Source organism: Haloarcula sp. H-GB4 (assembly GCF_030848575.1).
GTDB lineage: Archaea > Halobacteriota > Halobacteria > Halobacteriales > Haloarculaceae > Haloarcula.
On the sequence record NZ_JAVDDX010000004.1, the window covers coordinates 203,159 to 224,174 of the forward strand.

Below are 21,016 nucleotides of genomic sequence, written 5' to 3' on the forward strand. Positions count from 1 at the left end.
ATGCCTAACTACGAGGCGCAGATCACGCAGGCGTTCCCGGAACTCGACTACATCTCATCGGACGACCTTCGTAGCAAAGTCATCGAAGCGTGGACACTCGCGCTTGAACGGGGTGGCTGGCGCGACATTATGGACATTCCCTACGCCTGGAATATCCACGAGGTGACCAACGTCAGGCACGTCCGCGGTGTCACCAGAATCGCACGGGAATCCGCTATCGAGCAACAGGAGTTCCACGGGGCCGACCCCGATATCGACGTCATCATTGCGGCGACATTACTCCACGATGTCGGAAAATGTTATGAGTACGTTGACTTTGTCGAGGGCGAGAAGCTACTCGACCCGGACCCCAGATACGCAACTGAAGAGATCCCACACTCCCTGTCTGGCTATGCACTTGCTCACGAGGTCGGCTGTCCGCTGGCGGTTCAGCGAGCGATTCCACACTTTATCGGTGAGATCCCGACGCGGACACTGGAAGCCGAACTCGTCAAGAGTGCAAACTCCGCGTCCTCGAACGCGATTACGCAGTCAACGATGGGTATCACGCTGCAGGAGTGGGTTGATGAGTACTCCCAAACGTAGCCACTAGCCCAAACGATAGCACCCCTGCTGAAGAATCGATCGGCGGATTTAGTCCTTCATAGGCACGGATAGTAACTGCGTAATCCAACGCCTTGTTGACAGTCGGTAGCTTCGAGGTCGCCGGTACCCGAAGACACTACCCACTGGTTTCCCTCGCCCGTATTTTGAGGATAGCAGTTTATTTCTACTCGTTTAGCAGATGTCTGCGTCTAAACGTAGGAGATGTGTCGCCATAGTACAATATCTATTGGCATAAACAGCTCTAAAACAGTGATATCTACCCAAACAGAGCTAAAAGAAAATTAAGATTATTATTAATAAGCGTATATGGGAGAGGATACAACTCTTTGAGCTAGATACGTGTATATTGCGGGTACGCTGTTACTTAGGTGCTAAACTCAATGTACGATTTGATAGTATCCGGTGATTCCGCGAATGCATCTGCAAACTCTGACACCGAGCACTGAGTCGTCATAATAGATGCAAGGAACCAGTCCGGGTATTCTGCAAGTGTGCTACGAGCGCGTTTATAATGCCGAACATTTGAATTCACACTCCCGAGCAGCGCTTTGTTCTGGAGGACCAACTGTCTGTGGAGAGCGCCGCCATTGACAGTGAATTCCCAGTCCTCCGGAATGCCAAGGAGGACGCCAACCCCGTTCGCACCGAGTGCTTCGATCGTGGAAAATGCGTGTTTTGCGTGCCCCGTCGCCTCAAACACTAGGTCCATCGGTTCGTGAACTGCAGGGATTTCATCCACAGCCGTCTGTTGAGAGTTGATGTACGTGGCCCCCAGTTCATCAATGATGTCGATGGTCGGGTCCGGCCGCTCACGACGACCGAGACAGTACGTTCGCTCACACCGGTCTGCAAGCATCGCCAGTGTAAGCAGTCCTAACGGACCGTTTCCAAGGACGAGTCCGGCAGACTCCTGCCACTCGAAGGTCGATCTAGACCGCTGTGCCAGCTCGAGTGCCTTTTCGGCATTGCTGATCGGTTCGACCAGAAATCCGACATCCGCAAGCGACTCCGGGATTGAAACGAGAAACGATTCGGGTGTGGTGAAGTACTCAGCCATATAGCCGTGCGCCCCCGCAATCCCGCGTTCGACATACTCACCGGGTGGTGCCATATCAGGCTCATTGTTCTCGAAAAACCGGCTCGATATGTCTGCGGGCCGCCGGACCGTTGGAACAACAATCTCTCCCTCGTTCAGCGCTGTCCCGTTTGCGGACTCAACCATACCGACGGCCTCGTGCCCCAGTATCTGGTGATCACTACCCTCCGGAAACCCACCGTGTGACCCCGATAGTACCTCAAAGTCCGTTCCGTCGATGCCAACTCGGAGAGTCCTCACGAGGACTTCTCCCTGGTCCGGTTCCGGACGCTCGATATCGATGCGTTCTGGCCGAGTCTTCCCCCGCTTGACAGCGATTGCATCCATTGTGATAGATATCCTCGTGAGTGAAAGCCATCATCCATCAACATTTGAATGTTTCGACCAGTAGACAGAGGCACTTCTTCGGTTTTGTTTCTTATTATGAAAAGTTATTGAGTGCTGGAACTCTGATGAACGACAATGGTGCTGAAAGGCGATCGGATGGCATGGGACCAGCACAGTGCCTCTATATTACGATCTGTGCATATCTGGAGAGCGCTGGATTCACCAGACCAAATTTGGAAAACAAGTGTACGCCTGTTATTACATGTGCCGACCGCTAGGAAAGAATTTCACTAAAGGAAATACTCTATTTCGGATAAAAATTTCTGTTGAGGCATGTATCGGCGTTACTGAAAGTATCTTGCGTCGGATAGAAACACAGTTGATCGAGGTATACCGCGCATTGCTAAGTCTAGAGTATCATGACAGCACCGATAAAGAGACAACAACAATCAGGTCAGACCTGCTCCGCATTGAGCTGTCTGACAGCGCTCAGTATCATCCCGGGAACATCCTCCTGTAACCGCTTCCCGCTCAACCGATCAGCGTGTCCCGCCACGTACACAGCGGCGGTTGTGGACTGATCCCGAATCGGAATCGCAACGCAGTTTACGTCCGGATACTGCTCACGACGCTCGAACGCGATACCCCGGTCCCGGATATTATCGAGTTCGGCGGTAAGCGTCTGGCGGTCCGTAATCGTGTTTTCGGTGGCTGCAGGCAGCCCAGTGTGGTCTAAAATAGCATCGACCTCCTCTGGACCGGTCGCTGCGAGGATTGCCTTTCCCGGAGCGCTGCAGTGAAAACACGGGGAGTTTACGTGTCTCGGTGAGTCGTCAACGGCGGTATGATAGACATCGGCAATCTGCTTTTCGCACTTGATAACCAGTCCGGCAGACTCGCCGGTCGTCGCTGATATCTGGTCTATCTGGGGCTTCGTGTCGTGATAGATGGGTGTCTGGGATTTGATGTGTTCGCCGATATCGGCAAACTGTAACGTCAACTGATAGTCCCCTGTACTCTTTCTCACGTAGCCAGATTGCAACAGCGTATTCAGGTGCTTGTACGTCGTACTCCGAGTGTACCCGAGTCGCTCGGCCACCTCTGAGACACCAAGCGGCCCATCGGCATCTCTGAGCGCGTCGACAATGGCGAACGTCTTCATGGGTGCTGTGAGTGTCGCGGTCTCAGTTTTATCGGTCATAGGAATGCTAATTCCGTCTGTATCTTAAGTTTTTATTATTATGAAACGGTCGTTACCAGTCGGCGACGCTGCCATCCTCGTGCCGCCATATTGGATTATGCCAGTCGAGGTCGGCTTCTGCCTTCTCCCGAACTACGTCTAGTGCTACATCGATACCCAGTCCCGGGCCGTCCAACGTCTTCAGGTAGCCATCATCGAACGCAAACGGGTTCGAATTCAGCAGGTCGTGTGCGGGACTGGTCGTCTCAGAGTGAACGTCGAACCCCTGATCCTGTACTAGCAGATTCGGAACGACCGTATCGACCTGGATTGACGCAGCCAGCGCAATTGGCCCGAGCGGGCAGTTCGGTGCAATGGCGACATCGTGTGATTCCGCCATGTTTGCCAGTTTAACCATCTCCGAGATGCCGCCTGCGTGCGAGACATCGGGCTGAATCACGTCAATCGCTCCCGTTTTCAGGAGGTCTTTGTAATCCCATCTCGAGTACAGTCGCTCACCTGCTGCGATAGGTGCGTGGGTCTGGGCTGCGATGTTCGGAAGGTGTTCGATGTTTTCCGGAAGCACTGGCTCTTCAATGAACATCGGCTCGACGGATTCGAGGCGGTTAGCAAGGGTCTTGGCCATCGATTTTGATACTCGGCCTCTGAAATCGATCCCAATATCTACTCGGTCATCCACCGCTGTTCGAACGTGCTGAATTCGTTCTGTGATCTCATCGAGCGACGCTCTTGTTTCGATGAATCGAGTCTGATTTGTCGCATCCATTTTGAGCGCGGTGTAGCCAGCCTCAGCTAACCGCGTCGCTTCCGTAGCGACATCCTCCGGCCTGTCGCCACCGATCCATTTATACACTCTAACCTTATCCCGGCTTTTCCCACCCAGCAGTTCATACACAGGTGCATCGAAATGTTTCCCCTTGATATCCCAGAGTGCCTGATTGATACCAGCAATGGCGGACATCAGGATCGGCCCGCCGCGATAGAACCCGCCCCGATACAGCGCTTGCCAATGGTCCTCAATTCGAAACGGGTCCTTCCCGATGAGGTACTGGTCCAGCATCTCCTCGACTGCCGCCCGAACTGTTTTCGCTCTGCCCTCGATAACAGGCTCACCCCAGCCCAAAAGCCCGGTGCTGGTTTCTAGCTTCAAGAAAACCCAGCGGGGTGGGATTTCGAACAGTTCGTATCCGGTGATTTGCATACTACTGTCTCGCAGCGGGACTGTGATTAACCTTCATGCTACAACCGGCATACTTCAGCTATTGATCGATCAAAACGTGGTACGCCTGTGTATCCTGATGTCCGCCACCGCAGGCCTCTCATCGACAATCGAGATGCGTCATTCGCCTGGGTTGCCGGTCTGACTCGCTATCCCAGTGCACTCCACTCAACATGTTTCGAGAGTTCTGGTGGGTCATCTGGATTGTATCCCTTTTTTACGGCCGTCTTATACGTGAGCGATTGCAAGATTTTCAACGGGACGATGGGGTGGTCTGGTGATTGAGCGGGGAGTTCGATTGCGATGTCGCCACCGTACTCATTCGTCGGCCGCCGCAGGACAATTGTGGTCACGCTGGCGTCGCGTAGCTTCGAAACGACCTCGCTGGTCAATGATGACTTCGATTCTTGGGTAGCAATGATGAGTGCGGGCTCACCGGCGGCGTTTGCGATGGGACCGTGGCTGATCTCGGGTGTTGGGAGTGGTGTCGTGTGCAACAGTGCCCCCTCACCGAACTTCGTCGCAGCCTCGCCCGCAAGTCCATATTCGATCCCCCGGCCGAGCGTGTAGAGCGTCTCGGCCTCCGCAAGGACGGATACGGCTGCCTCGAGATTCTGAGTAATCACGTTCCGGCACGTGCGTTGCAACTCGCTCGATGTGCGCTCGCTGTATTTGCTTTCGAGCAACGAGAGCGTCAGCATCACCGCGGCATCCACTGTTTTGGTAGCAAGGACTGCCTTCTCGGTCCCCGCTGGCGTGACAAGGACCTCGTCTGCTACTGACCCGAGTGATGAATCGTCGCTGTTTGTAATACCGATAACGACCGCACCCCGCTCCTTTGCCCGTCGAGCGGCTGTAACAGTTTCAGATGTCTCACCGGACTGGGAGTAGGCAACAACAACCGTTCGATCAGTAATCGGTGGGCCAGTGAACAGATACTCCGACGCGGCGTACGCTGTTGCGTCGATACCACGCTGGAACGACGCATACTGGCCGATCACTCCTGTCCAGTAGGAAGACCCACAGCCGATGAAGTGGACTCTGTCAGCGTGTGCAATACGCTTGCGTGGCTGGGAAAGGTCATGAGTACTCATCTCGAAATCATTCAGTCGGTCGATACCGGTTCGGATCTCGTTGTAGACTGCGTGTGTGGTCATATTTTGGTGTTCATGGGGAGCCACCGTGGTCAGTTATGTTACTGACAGCGCCGACAGAGGCGCTCTGGTCAGCCGGCAGCTCTCTGTCTGAGTTGAGCCTCGCTGCGATCGCTTAGGTTGCGAGTTGATCACAGTGGGACATAAAACCATACGATAGGTATCTCAGGTGGCACTTGGACAACACTACCGACGAAAACATCCCAAACAATTAATTATATATACTAGCTGGTTCGTTGGTGATACCATATGTCAGACAGTAGTTTGCGGAGTGGCAAGCGACGTCGCTTCATCAAAAGCGCCGGCGCGGCAACGGTCACGCTACTCGCAGGCTGTGGCGGCAGTGACAGTTCAGAGAGTACTCCCGGAGATGGTGGGGATGGCGATTCCGGCGCGAGCACCGGGGACCAGTCGAACAGTATAACCACCCTCACAGTCCGTCACTTCGTCAATGACCACATTGAGACGTTCTACGAGAAACACAATCCGATACTGAAGAAAGAACACGGGATCAAGGTGGATTTCGAAACGATGGGCTGGGGCGTCGCTCGGAAGAAGCAAAACAACAGTATTTCGACCCGGACCGGTCCAGATGTCGAAGAAATCGCATCGACGTGGATGCCACAACAGGTCAATTCTGACGGCTGGATGGACCTCGGCGAGGCCGGCGTCTCAATGCCGACAGACAATATCTACGAGTCACCGCTTCAAATAGGCGAGTTCGATGGTGTCCGGGCTGGATTCCCCTGGTTCTGGGGACCACGTGGACATATTTACTATAAATCGCTGTTCGAGGAAGCTGGTATCGATGGCCCGCCATCGACCTGGGACGAACTCGCGAATGATGCGACGAAGTACAATGAACAGGCCGAAAAGTGGGAACAGGAGGGCTACAACACGAGATACCTGTTTGGCATTCCTGGTGCGAACAACTGGGCCGTCGTCCAGTACTATATGATGCTCATCTGGCAAAACGGTGGGAGCGTGATTGATGGGTCCAAGCCGACATTTGACAGTGATGCGGCGGTGGAGGCGCTGAATTTCTACAAGGACCTGTCGACGACGCACAAGGCGTCTCCACAAGCGTCAGTCGAGTGGAACGGCGTTGCACGGAATAACGCGTTTAGCAGCAAGCGGATAGCCTCTACGTGGCAAGGGCTCAGGGTTGCAAATGAGATTGATGCCGAACTCGGCGTCGGCAAGCCACCAGCTGGTCACCGAGGAGAGTCGTCTACCTTCTTCGGAGTGAATCTCATGGGTATCCATCCTTGGACGAAGAAGAAGGGCGCAGCCGCGACATTCATCGAATATCTGATGCAGCCAGCGGTCAACGCAGAGCTCGCGAAGGGGTCTGGCTTCCTGCCGACTATCAAGAGTAGCTTCGAGCAAGAAGCCTTCCAGGGTGAGCTGTATCAATCTTTCAGTGAAGACGTGCTGAACAGTACAAATGCCAAGACAGCGCCACAAGTTGTGGGATGGGGTGATGTCTCCGGAGCAATCAAAGGGGCTGTCACGAAAGTGCTCACGAAGGCAGCAACCAACTCCTGGTCCGAAGGCGATACCGAGGCGGCACTCCAGCAGGCTGCGATGCAGGCGGAGAACGCGCTACAGGGCTGAGCCCCGCAAACGATCATTTCAGTGCGTTACGCCGCTTGTCCAGTTGCATATCTACGTGCACTTTCTCGGTTCGGTAGTACCCAAGTGTCGTGCAGAACGGTTAAATACATAGCATAATAATCGATTGTGTATGCTCTTGTCCGCGTACCAGCGCGTCAGACGTCGACTCCCAGCAGTCCATATCCCATACGTTAGCTCGTTACCTGCAAGCCAGCGGTTCGGACTCAAGCTCATTGCTCCGGCCCTGGCGATGATGCTTCTCGTCCACGGGATTCCGGTCATTCTCGGGTTCGTTATGAGCTTCTATGAGTTCCCGTCGCTCAGATACACCGACTGGTTCCGCCCTGAGACGTTTGTCGGGCTTGACCACTTCGCGAAGGTGTTCCAGAAAGATACGATCTATGGCGCACAGTTCTGGAACTCGCTCAAAGTCACCATTCTGTATACGGTCGGGTCGGTGATAGGGACGTACGGTCTCGGGCTCGTCACCGCGCTTACCCTCGATAAGCAGTTCCGGGGCAAGCTTGTCGCGAGAACCGTGATTCTGATTCCGTATGTGACGCCGGTTGTCGTCACGCTGCTTACCTGGCGGATGATGTTCCGGAGCGATACTGGAGTCATCAACGCGTTACTCCGTCAGGCTGGACTCATAGAGGGCTCCCTGTTCTGGCTTCTGGGTCCAAACTCACTGTATGCGATAATCATCGCAAACGTCTGGCGGAACTTCCCGTATGCGGCAATCATGTTGTACGCTGGGTTGCAATCAATTCCTGAACAGTTGTACGAGGCTGCCGAGATCGATGGGGCCGGCAGATGGGGGAAACTGCGGTACGTCACGCTGCCACAGTTGAAGCCCGTCTCTGCCGTCATTTTACTGCTATTGATACTCTGGACCTTCATCAATTTCCCCGTCCCGTATATTTTGCTGGGTGGGTCACCCAGCGAATCGGGGAACGTCCTGATGTTGCTCATTTACTCCTTTGGCTTCAAACAGAGTGCGTACGGAATCGGGTCCGCACTCAGCGCGATGCTGTTCCTGTTCTCGATGACCATCGCATACGTCTATTACAAACGCGTTGTGGCCTCTAGCTACGACGGAGGTGCTATCTGAGATGCTCAGTTCGCTCATGGCTGCTGTCGGGTCAGAAAGTACGACGGTGCCCGACGAAATGCGGCTAACTGCGGATGGGAAAGAGCTCGTATACCAGCTGCTCTGGCGGTCCGTGCTCATCCTCATTCTCATATTCGCGATATTCCCCGTCTGGATGATGTTCACGACATCGTTCAAAACCCGCGATGAAGTGTTGCAGCTCGGGCTCGATATAATCCCAGCGGACCCCTATGTCCAGAACTACTTCCTGATGTTCCAGCGGTTCCCGCTTGTTGACTACTACGTTAACAGCCTGGTCATTTCGAGTGTGACCACCGTCCTCTCGTTGCTTATCGGTGGATTAGCTGCCTACTCGTTGTCGCGATACGAGTTCCCCGGCAAGGAGAAGTTCGAGATGGGGGCACTCGCAACGCAGATGATCCCCGGCGTACTCATCCTCATCCCGATGTTTCTGTTGTTCATTGTCATGGACCAGTCCGCGAACATCCCGATGAAGGACACGTACCATGGGATGATATTCCTCTATACGACGTTTACTGTCCCATTCACCATCTGGATGCTTCGTGGGTACTTCGACACGATTCCGACCGCACTGGAGGAAGCCGCGCGGATCGACGGCTGTACGCGGACGCAGGCCCTGTTCCGCGTCGTGATGCCGCTCGCAGCACCAGGGCTGGCCGCGACTGGGATGTTCGTGTTCCTGCTCGCGTTCAACGAGGTGCTGTTCGCGTCAGTTCTGGCGACTGACAACGTGACGCCGTTCTCTATTGGGATCCAGAACTTCCAGCAACAGGATCAGACGATGTGGGGCCAGATGATGGCTGCCTCGACCCTCGCCGCTGTGCCACTGCTCGCAATCTTCGTCGTGTTTCAGCGGCAGATCGTTTCCGGGCTAACTTCCGGGAGTGTCAAGCAGTAATCTTCGAGTGTAGCTGCTTGTGATCGCAAACGTAGTTTTATATCCCCAGCACGTCGGATGTTGTTATATGTCGACGCAGACAGTAGCGAGTATGCCATTGGAACAGAAGGTCGGCCAGTTGTTCATGGCTGGCTTCGATGGCTCCGAACCGACTGATGGAATACGGGAACTGATTCGTGAGTACAACCTCGGAAACATCATTTACTTCACCAGAAATATCGCATCTCCATCGCAGGTGACAGCGCTTTCAGCGGAGTTGCAGTCAGAAGCCACAGCGGTCGGCGCTGGCCACCCACTGTTCGTCGCTACCGATCAGGAGGGGGGTGTCGTCTCACGCCTCAACTGGGGCACGCAACTGCCGAGTCAGATGCTCATCGGGGCCTGTGATGACGACGCGATGGCCCGGAAAGCAGGTGCAACCGTCGGACGGGAGCTACGGAGTCTCGGGATCAATCTGAATCTCGCGCCGGTCCTCGACGTCAACAACAACCCAGAGAACCCCGTAATCGGTGTCAGGTCCTTCGGGGAAGATCCCGAGCGTGTGGGCGCACTGGGCGCAGCCATGGCTCAGGGACTCCAGTCCGTGGATGTCGCTGCCTGCGGGAAACATTTCCCCGGTCATGGCGACACGGCAGTCGACTCTCATCTCGATCTGCCGGTGGTTGCCCACGAGCGGCCCCGACTGGAGCGCGTTGAGTTCCCCCCATTCGAAGCTGCGATACAGGGCGGCATCGACGCGATTATGACCACGCACGTCGCCTTTCCGGCGATAACAGGGGACGAGGAACTGCCGGCGACGATATCTTCAGCAGTCCAGACAGCACTGCTTCGGGAGCAATTCGGGTTTGATGGGTTACTCGTCACGGACTGTCTCGAGATGGATGCGATTGCTGAAGGCGTCGGCAGCGCCGAAGGGGCTGTCCGTGCAATAGAGGCCGGGTGTGATATCGTCACTGTTTCGCACACGCTTGAGCAACAGCGCGCAGCGATTGAGGCCGTTCTTACTGCCGTCCGGACGGGACGGCTTACCGAGGAGCGAATCGACCGGTCGCTGCATCGCATCCAGCATTATAAAGAGCAACGGCTGGGTGAATCTGAGACTGCCGAAGCGCCGGAGTGGGATGGCTGTGCGGCTGCGTCGAAACAGCTTGCAACTGAAATCGCAAACTGTGGGATAACACTCGTCAGGGACGACAACGAGACACTGCCGTTCGATACGTCACGTCATCTGCACGTGGTTAGCTTTACTGGGACGCGGGGGTCGCCCGCCGAGGACGACCGATACGACCCAGAGGTGGTCGCTGCTGCGCTCAGAGAGGTCGGGTTTGAAATTACGACGCATACCATGGCTGGCGGTGAGACCGTCGATATAACGCCAGCAAACGAGCAGATTGTGGCCGTCAGTTACGATGCCCTGTCGAGCGAGGCACAGGCAGAGACACTCCAGACACTCGTTGCGCACCACGAGCAGGTAGCAGTCCTTGCTGTGCGGAACCCGTACGACCTCGCTGTCTGTCCAGACGCGGCGACGTTTTTGACGACATACGACTACTCGCCGGGTGTGATTCAGGCAGCGGCGAAAACACTGGCAGGGGCAGTCAAACCAACAGGGACGCTGCCGGTCACAATTCCCGAGTGAGGTATCTTCAAACACGGTGCTTGTCAAGCGCCCACGGCGCTATCCGAGGAATTCCTGTGCAGACTCGTGGAGCGGGACGAACCCCTCCGCACTGCGGGCACCAGCCTGTTTGCCAAACACGAGATTCTCGGCGCGAAGTCCATCAATGAGGTTATCGAACTCAGCATCGATACCGCCGTGCTCAACGAGGAACTCCACCTGTGACTCGTGTTTCTCAATTGCTGTGACCTTTTGTTCCAGATACCCATCAATATCGATGAACATGGATGGAGTAAACTCCGATGTCGGCTTGCCGAAGTAGTAGATGTTGTCCGGATCGCAGGGTTCGAAATCCGTCTCAACGAGTGGCAGCGACGCCATGTAGTACGCGTCCGTAACTAACCGTGAAGTCGCCCGATGATCTGGATGCATATCGTCTTTGTAATGCGTGAGGATGATGTCCGGCTCATACTCCCGGATTACATCCACTATCTCGACACGGTGCTCTAGGGAGTAAGTGATTCGCCCGTCCTTGAAATCGAGAAAAGCGACTTCTGACGCGCCTAACACGGCTCCCGAGTCGCGGGCCTCCTGTTCGCGCACTCGCCCGACCGCTTCCTGTGAGTTCGTTTGTAGCCCGCCGTATTCGCCCCGGGTCATATGTACGATACTAACCTCATCACCACGTTCAGCGTGCTTTGCTATCGTACCGCCACAGAAGACATCTGCGTCGTCTGGGTGGGCAACTACTACGAGGACATTCATGCTGTGCTATGATATTGTCAGTTATTATTTATACTTTTCTTTGTCACAGATGCGTGAGCAGGCGGTCAACGACGTACGCAGCACCGTCTTCATCAAGACACATTGGGTTGAGAACAATCTCCCCCTCGTCGATACGATCCTCACCGACATACACGCGGGGGTCCTCCCGCTGAAGCTCTGAGACCAGCGTCGCTGCCGGGGAGGTGGATTGGGAGCTGGGAATGTCGACAATGACGTGAGGTGCCACACTCTGCTCACCGCCAGCGACAACTGTGGTCGCCACGCCCGCCGACTCAAGCTGGCCTGCCATGCTCTGGGCGAGATTCTCCCACTCGGCAACAAGCGCCTCCTGATCCTCTTCGATGAATAGTTCTAGCGCGCGAATGAGGCCGACAAGTTCCTCTTTCCCGACCTTGAGCGACCGTCCGATACCCTGTCTGGGGACCCCATCGAATCGTTCCGTATCGATAAGCGAACTGGGTGGGTTCCAGACTCGACGGTCGACGTGCATATCTTGATGCTGGGCCGCGATTGAGCGGATATACCGACGTTTGCCGGCGATAAGACCCGTCGTTTGCGGGCCACGGATTCCTTTACCACCACTGAACACCACCATGTCTGCTCCCTGTTCGACGAAACGGGAGAGGTTTTCAATGGGCGGAACCTCGGCGGCAGCGTCGACAATCACGGGCACATCGTGTCGATGTGCAATCTCCGAGACAGTAGAAAGTTCGGGCTGTGTGTACGTTTTCTGGACGTACGCAACCCCAGCAGTGTTCTGGTCAATAGCGCTTTCGATTTCCCAGGGTTCAACGTTTGTTGCGCCGGTTCCAAGGTGGTAATCGTTTGTCCCGACATCGACGATGTTTGCGCCCGCCGCCCGCAATGCATGGTCATATCCAGTCCGGTGAGTCCGGGGCATCACGATGTCGTTTGGTGCGTCTGTCGGATGGGGTAACTCCGACATAGTCTTCGGGTCGTCCCCCGCGATCGCGGCAGCTGCGGCCAACAACAGACCGGCTTCAGCGCCCGGCGAAACGTATCCGGCTTCCGCCCCAGCGATTTCAGCGATCTGTTCGGACGCCTTTGCTTCTAGATCACTCAACTGAACGAATTCGTCGGCAGCAGCGCGCATGGCGTCCGCGGCTTCTTCCCGAATGAGGCTGCCACCGATCCGCGTTTTCGTTCCCGCTGCATTGATGACCGGCGTGACGCCTAACTGACGATACACTGACTCTGACTCTGTTGTGAATGGAACCATAGTTGTGCTCTTTTCACTACCGCTAATCCTGTATACGAACTCAAACCTTCTCCAGGTATATGAAAGGTTCCCATCTATAATCGAAGAACACAAACTATTATATATCTCTGTGAAGCAATAACAGATATCGCATGGCACAGTTAGCGCTCGATAACCTTGTCAAGACGTTCTCCGACGGGAGCGACGAGGTTGTCGCTGTCGATACGGTGGATATGTCGCTGAACGACGGCGAATTTCTGGTACTGGTCGGCCCATCCGGCTGTGGAAAATCGACAACCTTGCGGATGGTTGCCGGGCTTGAGACGGTAACTGAGGGCGATATTTTGATCGGAGATGAATCCGTTATCGGCACCGAGCCCCGTGACCGCGACATCGCGATGGTCTTTCAGAACTACGCGCTCTATCCACACATGACCGCAAAAGAGAATATGTCGTTTGGGTTGAAGATGACGACAGATCTGGATACAGAGACGATTGAACAGCGTGTAACCGAGACAGCCGAGATGATGGGCATTGAGGACCTGCTTGATGATCCGCCAAAGGAGCTCTCTGGCGGCCAGCAACAGCGAGTGGCGCTCGGAAGAGCAATCGTCCGGGACCCGGCAGTGTTCTTGATGGACGAACCGCTGAGCAATCTGGATGCCAAACTCCGGACGAAAATGCGGACCGAACTAAAGAGCCTCCAGAACGAACTCGATGTTACGACCATCTATGTCACCCACGATCAGACGGAGGCAATGACGATGGGCGACCGTATCGCTATTCTGGACGACGGCGTATTACAGCAGGTTGGAACGCCACTGAAGTGTTATCACCGTCCAGCCAATCGGTTTGTCGCCGGATTTATCGGGTCGCCCTCGATGAATTTCATTCCTGCCGCTGTTGAGGACGGATCACTAGTACATCAGGAGTTTACCTATGCGCTATCTGCCGAAACCGCCGCCCAACTTGACGGGCACGATAAAGTCATTCTCGGCGTCCGACCTGAGGATATTCAACTCAGCACCGCGACGGGACCGGAGCAGACAGTCACCGCGACCGTCGACGTTGTTGAGCCACTTGGGGATCTATTTCACGTGTACGTAACTATTGATGGGCAGCAGTATACGGTCACCGTCGAGGATGGGACAAACCTCGGGAATGGGGTCAGAGTCGGATTGAAGTTCCCAGAGGATGTCATCCATCTCTTTGATGCGGACTCTGGCACCGCGATCAAAAACAGTGAAACGGAGATCGACGAAGAGAGTCCGGTTGCCGCCTGATTTTCTTGTCCGGTAACGCCCGAGAGGACGTGACTTGAGAGAAGAACACCCAGTGGTAGTGACGACCGGGAGAATACCCAGTCGGCCACCGAAGGAAATAGAGCACTGCCAAGCCCATTTTGCCGGCACACTGAGCGCAGGGCTGGCTGACGATATGATCCGAGAAGTACTTGCTTAGTATTCAATATTCTCTCCCCACAAGCGAGTGTGAGAGTTTGTTTCGTAATATGAAATTGTTCGGATAGCCACTAGAAGTAGCTAGCAAGGCGGAATCACTCGCTAGATGAACTGCCATAGTTGCGGAGCGTCAGGATAGTACCACTGCTTTGTTTCGTAATGCGACATCTTTAGAGAGGACAGATAACAGATGTACATACATTATCGGGTCGGGCTACATCTCTCACCAAACGCTCAAGAGTAACAGAGAGGCAGACACATCCCTGACTGAGATTCAACAGCAGTGAACAGTTCACAGTATATCCTGATGGTTGCACTGTGGACCCATAGCTCGCAACCTCTGGAGGGCCGACCACTAAATAACATGTGTACGCCTATTACTAGTATCGGTTCTCGCACTGAGGCTCGCCAATTTCGGGTTATAGTGGTGGAGTGCAGTAACACCCAGTATCAAACTGCTACGTGAAGGAGTGGCGGTTGTACAGCGAGAGAGCGGAGTACGAACAGGACCAGTCGGAGCGGATTGGGATACGGTGGCAAGATTTGTCCCGGTTGCCGCTGATATCTTTCCTAGGGTTTCACTGCATTTCGTATACTGAGATCAGATTCAATCAGATTGAACGCAATATTGAGCAGTAAGGGTACCAGTGTGCGATATCTACACCAGTCGAACTAGACATCGATATACGATTGCCCGCCTCCGTTTTTCAGTGGTTACCAAGCATGTGGACCGAAAGAACGGAAATTCAGGGAGTGGAGTGGATCGGCGAGGCGAAGAGACCGTGTCACAGTACAGTCACCGCGACGCCACTGAGAATACACCGGGCAGAACAGTCCTTGGACAGAGTTCAATTTGGTTGAATAATTTTATAACCACTTAGCTAAATATACGTGTATGACAGGACAAGACCCTATAGAGTCCGCCGAAAGAGTGCTCGATATTATTGAAGCACTGAAAACGGAGCAGGCACTCGGCGTCACTGAACTGGCAGAGCGGGTGGGGATGCCCAAGAGCACGGTCCACGTTCATCTCTCAACTCTCAAGAGTCGAGGCTACGTCGTACAGGACCAGAACAAGGCCTATCGGCTGGGCTTACGATTTCTTGATATTGGGATGAAAGTCCGCGAGCGACAGGAAATGTATCAGGAAGTCGCTCCAAAACTGAACGAGATAGCCGACGAAACTGATGAAAAAGCGTGGTGGATCGTCGAAGAGAACGGCAAGGCAGTCTTCCTGGCGAAATCACTCGGCAGTCGGGCGATTCAGACAAACTCACAAATCGGCCAGTACACCGAACTGTACAGGCTGGCTGGTGGAATGGCAATTCTCTCAGTATTGCCGAAACACCGACGGCAATCAATCGTTGACGGCTACGACTACCCCCTTCCAGACGGTCGAAATCGGCAGGAACTCGAAGCGGAACTTGACGAGATTCAGGACCGCGGGGTTGCCTACGGCATTGACCAGTTCCTCGAAGGCGTAGCCGGTGTCGGTGCACCGCTGGTAGACAACGCCGGCAACACGTACGGTGCTATCAGTGTCTCGGGGCCGGCGAACAGGCTAGACTCGGAACGCATCGAGAACGAACTGACCGACCTCATCCGTGGAATCTCCGGCGAGCTACAGGTAAATCTATCCTATCAATAGTTCTACTGACTCGAACACTACTGATTTGGGCTATCTCTCCGTGAGGCCGTTTGTTCCCCGCCCAGCAAGGCGCTGACACAACAGTCTCCCCCATTCAAGAGAATAGAACGATCCGTGAGATATGTTCACAACTATTTAACCGCTCCCGATCGTGCATGGAACTCAAGCGATGGGTGGTCGGACTTGTGTCAAGCAGACCCCTACGCCATGTGAGCTAATGACCAGAGATTGGATCGATGTCTGCTGATTGTCGCCTAGATCAGTCAGTGACACCGACGCCGAGGTGTCTGTCGAGTACGTCCTTGTCGTCTTGGATCTCCGCCGCAGTTCCCTCGTGGACGATTTTGCCTTTTTCCAGGATGTACGTATACTCCGAGACCTCGAGTGCAACCGGGATGTTCTGCTCGACGACCAGCACTGTGATACCTTGCTCGTTCAATTCGAGGATGAGGTCCTCTATCTGCCGGACGACATAGGGAGCAAGCCCTTCGGTCGGTTCGTCAAGCAACAACAGATCCGGGTCAGCAGTCAGGGCACGACCGACCGCAAGCATCTGCTGTTCGCCACCCGAAAGGACCGACCCATCTCTGTGTTCTCGCTCTGCGAGGTTCTCGAACATATCCAGTACATCGTCGACTGATGGCCCGTCAGGCGACTCGGCACCAATCTCACCCATTCTGATGTTCTCCCGAACGGTGAGTTCGGGGAAGATCCGGCGCTCTTCAGGAACGAACCCGATACCGCGCCGGATCGTCGTCTCGGAGTTGCGTGTCGTGATATCCTCGCCGTTGAACGTTATTGACCCTCCGTTCGGGGTGATGTTGCCCACAATCGACCGGAGCGTCGTTGTCTTGCCGACCCCGTTGCGCCCGACCAGCGACACAACGCTTCCGCGTTCGACGTCCATCGAGACGCCCTGCAGTACCTCAGTCATCCCGTACCCGGCCCGGACATCCTCGAGAGAAAGTAGCGGGTCAGTCATTCTCGAACACCACCGAGGTACGCATCGCGGACGTCCTCGTTGTTTGCGATCTCTTCAGGAGTCCCGCTTGCGAGTTCTTCGCCGCGGGTCAGGACAGTAATCCGGTCCGAGACACGCATCACAAGGTCGATATCGTGTTCAATGAGCATCAGCGACCGGTCTGAGAGAACCTCATCGATAAGATTCATCGTGGCCTGTGTCTCCTCGCTACTCATTCCGGCGGTTGGTTCGTCGAGCATGACGAGATCGGGGTCTGTCGCCAGTACGAGACCCAGCTCGAGTCGGCGCTGGTCGCCGTACGCAAGAGCCTCTGCGTGCTCGTCAGCCCGGTCTCGAAGACCGATCTGCTCCAGCACTGTCCCAGTTTGCTCCGTAATTTCATCGAAGCCGTTCTTGTCACGGAACAGTGCCTCGCCGGGATTGATCTCGTCACTGTGGACGGACTGTGCTGCCAGACGCACGTTTTCTCTGACGGTGAGGCCGCCGAAAACATTCGTAATCTGGAACGACCGTCCCAGTCCCCGGCCGACCCGTTCGTGTGGTGCGACGTTAGTAATATCCTCACCCTTGAACCGCACAACGCCTTCTGACGGCGATAGCGCGCCAGTGATGAGATTAAACGTCGTTGTCTTTCCGGCCCCGTTTGGCCCGATAACGCTCCTGAACTCACCATCCGCAACCGACAGTGAAACGTCGTCAACGGCGGTGAGCTTGCCGAACCGCTTCGTCAGTCCGTCCGTTTCGAGTACAGTCTCAGTCATCGCTTCTCACCTCCGGTTCATCCATATCTACGGTACCATCCGCGTTGTTGGCCGTCTCCAGTCGCTGTGCCACGAGGGACGGAATTGATACGATACCGCGTGGGACGAACAGCACGAACAGGATAAACATCGTCCCGATAATAAGCCGCCACTGGTCGGTGTACGACGAGAGGAATTCCTCGGCGCCGAAGAAGACACCGGAGCCGATCATGGGACCGTACAGTGTTCCCATCCCACCGAACAGCGCAATGACAATGACCTCGCCTGAGTGGATCCAGTTGAGTGTCTGGTCCGGTGAGATGATGACAGTTGACGGACTGATGGCGAGGAGTCCGCCGGCCAGTCCGGCCATACCGCCGCTGATGACAAACGCTCGGCGCTTGTATCTGTTGACGTCGTACCCGATGAACTCCGCTCGCTCTTCGCTTTCCCGGATCGACTGCAGGACACTGCCAAACGGCGCGTTCATCATGCGCCGAGCGAACAGGAGCGAGAGCACGGCAATGAACAGGGCGAGATAGTAGAACACGAACTGCTGTCCGACTTCATACCCGAGGACCCCGAACTCGATGTTCGAGAGTGACGCCCCGATACTACCGAGTCCGAGGAACGCCTCGAAGCCGAGCAGGCCGTCGCTCCCGCCAGTGAAGTCGAACTTGAACACAGCGCTGTAGAGCAACTCCGCAAACGCCAGCGTAATCATCGCGAAGTACACGCCGGAAACGCGAATAGAGAGGCTTCCGACGATCCAGGCTAGGACGGCACAGATGAGAATAGCCCCGAGTAACACGACAAAAACAGACTGTGAGTAGTGCAACATGACGAGCGCAGCGGTGTATGCGCCAACGCCGTAGAACATCGTGTGGCCGAGCGGGACCAGTCCGGCGTACCCCATCACGATATCCAGACTCAGTGCGAAGATGGCCCAGATGAGGATCTCATTAAGCACGACAAGGTAGTACTGATCGCCCATGAACAGAATCGCGACTGGCGCAACTGCAAGCGCGACGACGGCGATACCACCGAGCCGTACCCGTGTGCTGTCTGCCAGTATCCCGCCGTACCCGCCGACGAGAATCTCGCCTTCACCTTCTGACTCTTCACCCCGCGTTCCAAACAGCCCTTGTGGTTTCACCAGCAACACCGCAATCATAAGCAGGTACACGGTCAACCCTTCCAGATTGGGGACGCTCAGTGTCGTGTCACCAAACGTGGCCAGAACACTCCCACTGTAGGCCCGCATCAGCGTCTGGACGACACCGACGAGCAATCCGCCGAAGACAGCCCCTCTGAAGCTACCGAGGCCACCGAGGACGACGACAACGAATGCTGGAATGATGACGCTGTTCCCCATACCAGTGTTCACGTTCTGGTAGCCGCCAAGGACAATCCCGGCGACGGCGGCGAGCGCTGCACCGACGCCAAAGACCAGCGTGTAATACTGGTCGATGTCAATGCCGACGTTCCGAACCATCTCGCGGTCCTGCGACCCGGCACGGATGATCATCCCGTACTTTGTCCGGTTCAGCAGGTACCACGTCACTACCGCGAGCAACGCTGCGAAGACGATCATGAAATAATTATACACGGATACCTGGACGCCCAGTATAGACACTGGCTGGCTCAGATACTCAGGGACAGCTAGCTGTCGTTGCTGTGTCCCCCAGATAAGACGGATCACGTCATTGATGACGAGCACGAGCCCGAACGTCAGGAGAATATGATATAGCGGGTCTCGGCCATACAGTGGCCGGACAGTCGTTCGCTCGATAGCGGCACCGATGAGACCGACGACGACCGGTGCAACCACTATCGCGATCCAGAACCCAGTCCCCGCACCGAACGGCGCAATGATGCTCAAAGAGAGATACGCACCGAGTGCGAACAGCTCGCCATGGGAGAAGTTGATCACGTCCATCACGCCGAAGATGACTGATAGTCCGGCGGCTAACAGGACATAAACCATCCCCAGGGTGAGGCCATTCAGCAGTTGTTCAATGAAATCGGCAGCAACCATTGTACTACCTACATCTCACAGCCGAGGTCACTGGCTGGTGGCAGCGTCTCCGAACCCGGGACCTGCTCAAGGAGTTCGACATCCGCTGAATCACTATCGCCCTCGACGAGTTCGGCCATCCACGTCGGATTGGTGGCCTGGTGATCGCTCTCCCGAAGCGTGATGTCCCCCAGTACTGTCGTGAACGTGCCACCTTCGAGTGCGTCCCGGACATCCCCCGGTTCGGTACTCCCGGCCTCGTGCATTCCCTTGGCCATCAGTCGCATCGAGTCGTAGCCGACGCGGGCAAAGTTGCCGGGCTCTCTGTCGTTCTCGCTGGCGTAGGCCTCAACGAATGCCTGATTGTCCCCCATCTCGATCGAGGGGTCGTACCGAGCGCCACCGAATGTACCAACGCTGTTCGACCCGGTCCCGGCACGGACACTCTGGAACGTCTGGGTCGGACCGACAACAGCGACCTGGTCGGTGAGGCCCTGGTCCGCGGCCTGGTTGGTGAAGTTCACCAGATCACCGCCGGTCATCCCCAGCATGACCACGTCAGCCTCGGAATTGCTGATCTGCGTGATGAACGAGCCGTAGTTGCTTGCACCCAGCTCCGACGTTGATGTTCCGACCTCGGTGTAGTCGTCGCTGGCATTCTCCATGCGCCTGCTCGTGCGGTTGTACACCGAGTCGCCGTACGCGTAGTCCGCGTAGTGGAACCAGACATTGGTCCCCAGATTGTTGACCGAGTATGCCGATATCGCCTCGGCAATCTGTGCAGTATTCGTCTCAAAACGGAACACCCATTCGTTGCAGGCAGACCCGGTGATCGGAACCGCTGCACCGCCGGGGAAGTAGATATGCTCAGACTGAGCGGCAAAGTCATTCAGCCCAAGCGCAACCGAACTGGAAATCGCACCGAACACGAACTCTGCTCCATCCTCCTGAACAACACGCTGAGCCTCTGACTGTGCGGCCCCAGCTTCGGTTTCTGTGTCGCCCGTCACCAACTCGAACTCGAAGTCGTAGTCGTCGTTGTTGTTTATCTCCGTCACAGCGAGTTCAGCCCCAGTGCGCTGGCCCGGTCCGAGAGAGCTGTACGGGCCAGTCATTGGGTTCAGGCTCGCAACAGTTACTGCCTCCTCGCCGCCTGTTGACCCGCCTTGACAGCCAGCGAGGCCAAGCGCGCCGACCGCCCCGGCAGCGGCGATGAACTGTCTCCGTGACCGGTCGATTCCCACAGTACTGTCTGGTGAGGTACCTTCGTTCGACATAGGTTCATTATCTATTGTT

17 protein-coding genes are annotated in these 21,016 nt (G+C 55.5%); 7 read left to right on the top strand and 10 right to left on the bottom strand.

Annotated features, from left to right (window positions below; all coding sequences use genetic code 11):
• Entirely contained in the window at positions 1-585 is a 585-nt protein-coding gene (locus tag RBH20_RS18935; RefSeq protein ID WP_306711585.1) for an HD domain-containing protein, read from the top strand.
• 385 nt (positions 586-970) lie between these two features.
• Here RBH20_RS18935 and RBH20_RS18940 read toward each other — a convergent pair whose 3' ends face one another.
• From RBH20_RS18940 to RBH20_RS18955, 4 genes are all read right to left on the bottom strand, one after another.
• Positions 971-2,029: a glucose 1-dehydrogenase gene (locus RBH20_RS18940; RefSeq protein ID WP_306711587.1), complete on the bottom strand. Its 1,059-nt coding sequence runs from the start codon at positions 2,027-2,029 to the stop codon at positions 971-973.
• Positions 2,030-2,483: 454 nt separating this feature from the next.
• Positions 2,484-3,230 (bottom strand): IclR family transcriptional regulator, encoded by a 747-nt coding sequence (locus RBH20_RS18945; protein WP_306711589.1) that lies wholly within the window; start codon positions 3,228-3,230, stop codon positions 2,484-2,486.
• A 52-nt stretch (positions 3,231-3,282) separates the two neighbouring features.
• Complete coding sequence (dgoD, locus tag RBH20_RS18950) at positions 3,283-4,431, bottom strand: galactonate dehydratase (RefSeq protein WP_306711591.1); 1,149 nt, start codon at positions 4,429-4,431, stop codon at positions 3,283-3,285.
• A gap of 167 nt (positions 4,432-4,598) precedes the next feature.
• Complete coding sequence (locus tag RBH20_RS18955) at positions 4,599-5,606, bottom strand: SIS domain-containing protein (RefSeq protein ID WP_306711593.1); 1,008 nt, start codon at positions 5,604-5,606, stop codon at positions 4,599-4,601.
• A 246-nt stretch (positions 5,607-5,852) separates the two neighbouring features.
• On the opposite strand from RBH20_RS18955, the gene RBH20_RS18960 reads away from it, so the two are divergent.
• From RBH20_RS18960 to nagZ, 4 genes are all read left to right on the top strand, one after another.
• Entirely contained in the window at positions 5,853-7,220 is a 1,368-nt protein-coding gene (locus tag RBH20_RS18960) for an ABC transporter substrate-binding protein (RefSeq protein WP_306711595.1), read from the top strand.
• 250 nt (positions 7,221-7,470) lie between these two features.
• Positions 7,471-8,331 carry a carbohydrate ABC transporter permease gene (locus RBH20_RS18965; protein WP_373567987.1) on the top strand — a complete coding sequence of 287 codons (861 nt, stop codon included), beginning with the start codon at positions 7,471-7,473 and terminating at the stop codon, positions 8,329-8,331.
• A gap of 1 nt (position 8,332) precedes the next feature.
• Positions 8,333-9,250 (top strand): carbohydrate ABC transporter permease, encoded by a 918-nt coding sequence (locus RBH20_RS18970; RefSeq protein WP_306711598.1) that lies wholly within the window; start codon positions 8,333-8,335, stop codon positions 9,248-9,250.
• Between the two features lie 67 nt (positions 9,251-9,317).
• Complete coding sequence (nagZ, locus tag RBH20_RS18975; protein ID WP_306711600.1) at positions 9,318-10,889, top strand: beta-N-acetylhexosaminidase; 1,572 nt, start codon at positions 9,318-9,320, stop codon at positions 10,887-10,889.
• Between the two features lie 39 nt (positions 10,890-10,928).
• Here nagZ and RBH20_RS18980 read toward each other — a convergent pair whose 3' ends face one another.
• Positions 10,929-11,573 (bottom strand): PIG-L deacetylase family protein, encoded by a 645-nt coding sequence (locus tag RBH20_RS18980; RefSeq protein ID WP_306711734.1) that lies wholly within the window; start codon positions 11,571-11,573, stop codon positions 10,929-10,931.
• A 103-nt stretch (positions 11,574-11,676) separates the two neighbouring features.
• Entirely contained in the window at positions 11,677-12,894 is a 1,218-nt protein-coding gene (locus tag RBH20_RS18985; protein ID WP_306711601.1) for an aminotransferase class V-fold PLP-dependent enzyme, read from the bottom strand.
• A 131-nt stretch (positions 12,895-13,025) separates the two neighbouring features.
• Here RBH20_RS18985 and RBH20_RS18990 point away from each other — a divergent pair, with 131 nt between their 5' ends.
• Positions 13,026-14,156, top strand: a complete 1,131-nt coding sequence (locus RBH20_RS18990) for an ABC transporter ATP-binding protein (RefSeq protein WP_306711603.1) — start codon at positions 13,026-13,028, stop codon at positions 14,154-14,156.
• 1,072 nt (positions 14,157-15,228) lie between these two features.
• The gene (locus RBH20_RS18995) at positions 15,229-15,981 is read left to right on the top strand and encodes an IclR family transcriptional regulator (RefSeq protein WP_306711605.1); all 753 of its coding nucleotides are present in this window, start codon (positions 15,229-15,231) and stop codon (positions 15,979-15,981) included.
• Between the two features lie 259 nt (positions 15,982-16,240).
• Here RBH20_RS18995 and RBH20_RS19000 read toward each other — a convergent pair whose 3' ends face one another.
• Genes RBH20_RS19000 through RBH20_RS19015 form a run of 4 tightly spaced genes read right to left on the bottom strand, consistent with a single transcriptional unit; the run spans position 16,241 to position 20,997 of the window.
• Positions 16,241-16,963, bottom strand: a complete 723-nt coding sequence (locus RBH20_RS19000; protein WP_306711607.1) for an ABC transporter ATP-binding protein — start codon at positions 16,961-16,963, stop codon at positions 16,241-16,243.
• Positions 16,960-17,724, bottom strand: coding sequence for an ABC transporter ATP-binding protein (locus RBH20_RS19005; protein ID WP_306711609.1), 765 nt, complete (start codon positions 17,722-17,724; stop codon positions 16,960-16,962). The genes RBH20_RS19000 and RBH20_RS19005 overlap by 4 nt, the downstream gene beginning before the upstream one ends.
• A complete protein-coding gene (locus tag RBH20_RS19010) occupies positions 17,717-19,741 on the bottom strand; it encodes an ABC transporter permease (protein ID WP_306711611.1) in 2,025 nt (674 codons plus the stop codon). Before RBH20_RS19010 ends, RBH20_RS19005 begins: the two co-directional genes overlap by 8 nt.
• A gap of 8 nt (positions 19,742-19,749) precedes the next feature.
• Positions 19,750-20,997 (bottom strand): ABC transporter substrate-binding protein, encoded by a 1,248-nt coding sequence (locus tag RBH20_RS19015; protein WP_306711613.1) that lies wholly within the window; start codon positions 20,995-20,997, stop codon positions 19,750-19,752.
• Positions 20,998-21,016: the final 19 nt, after the last annotated feature.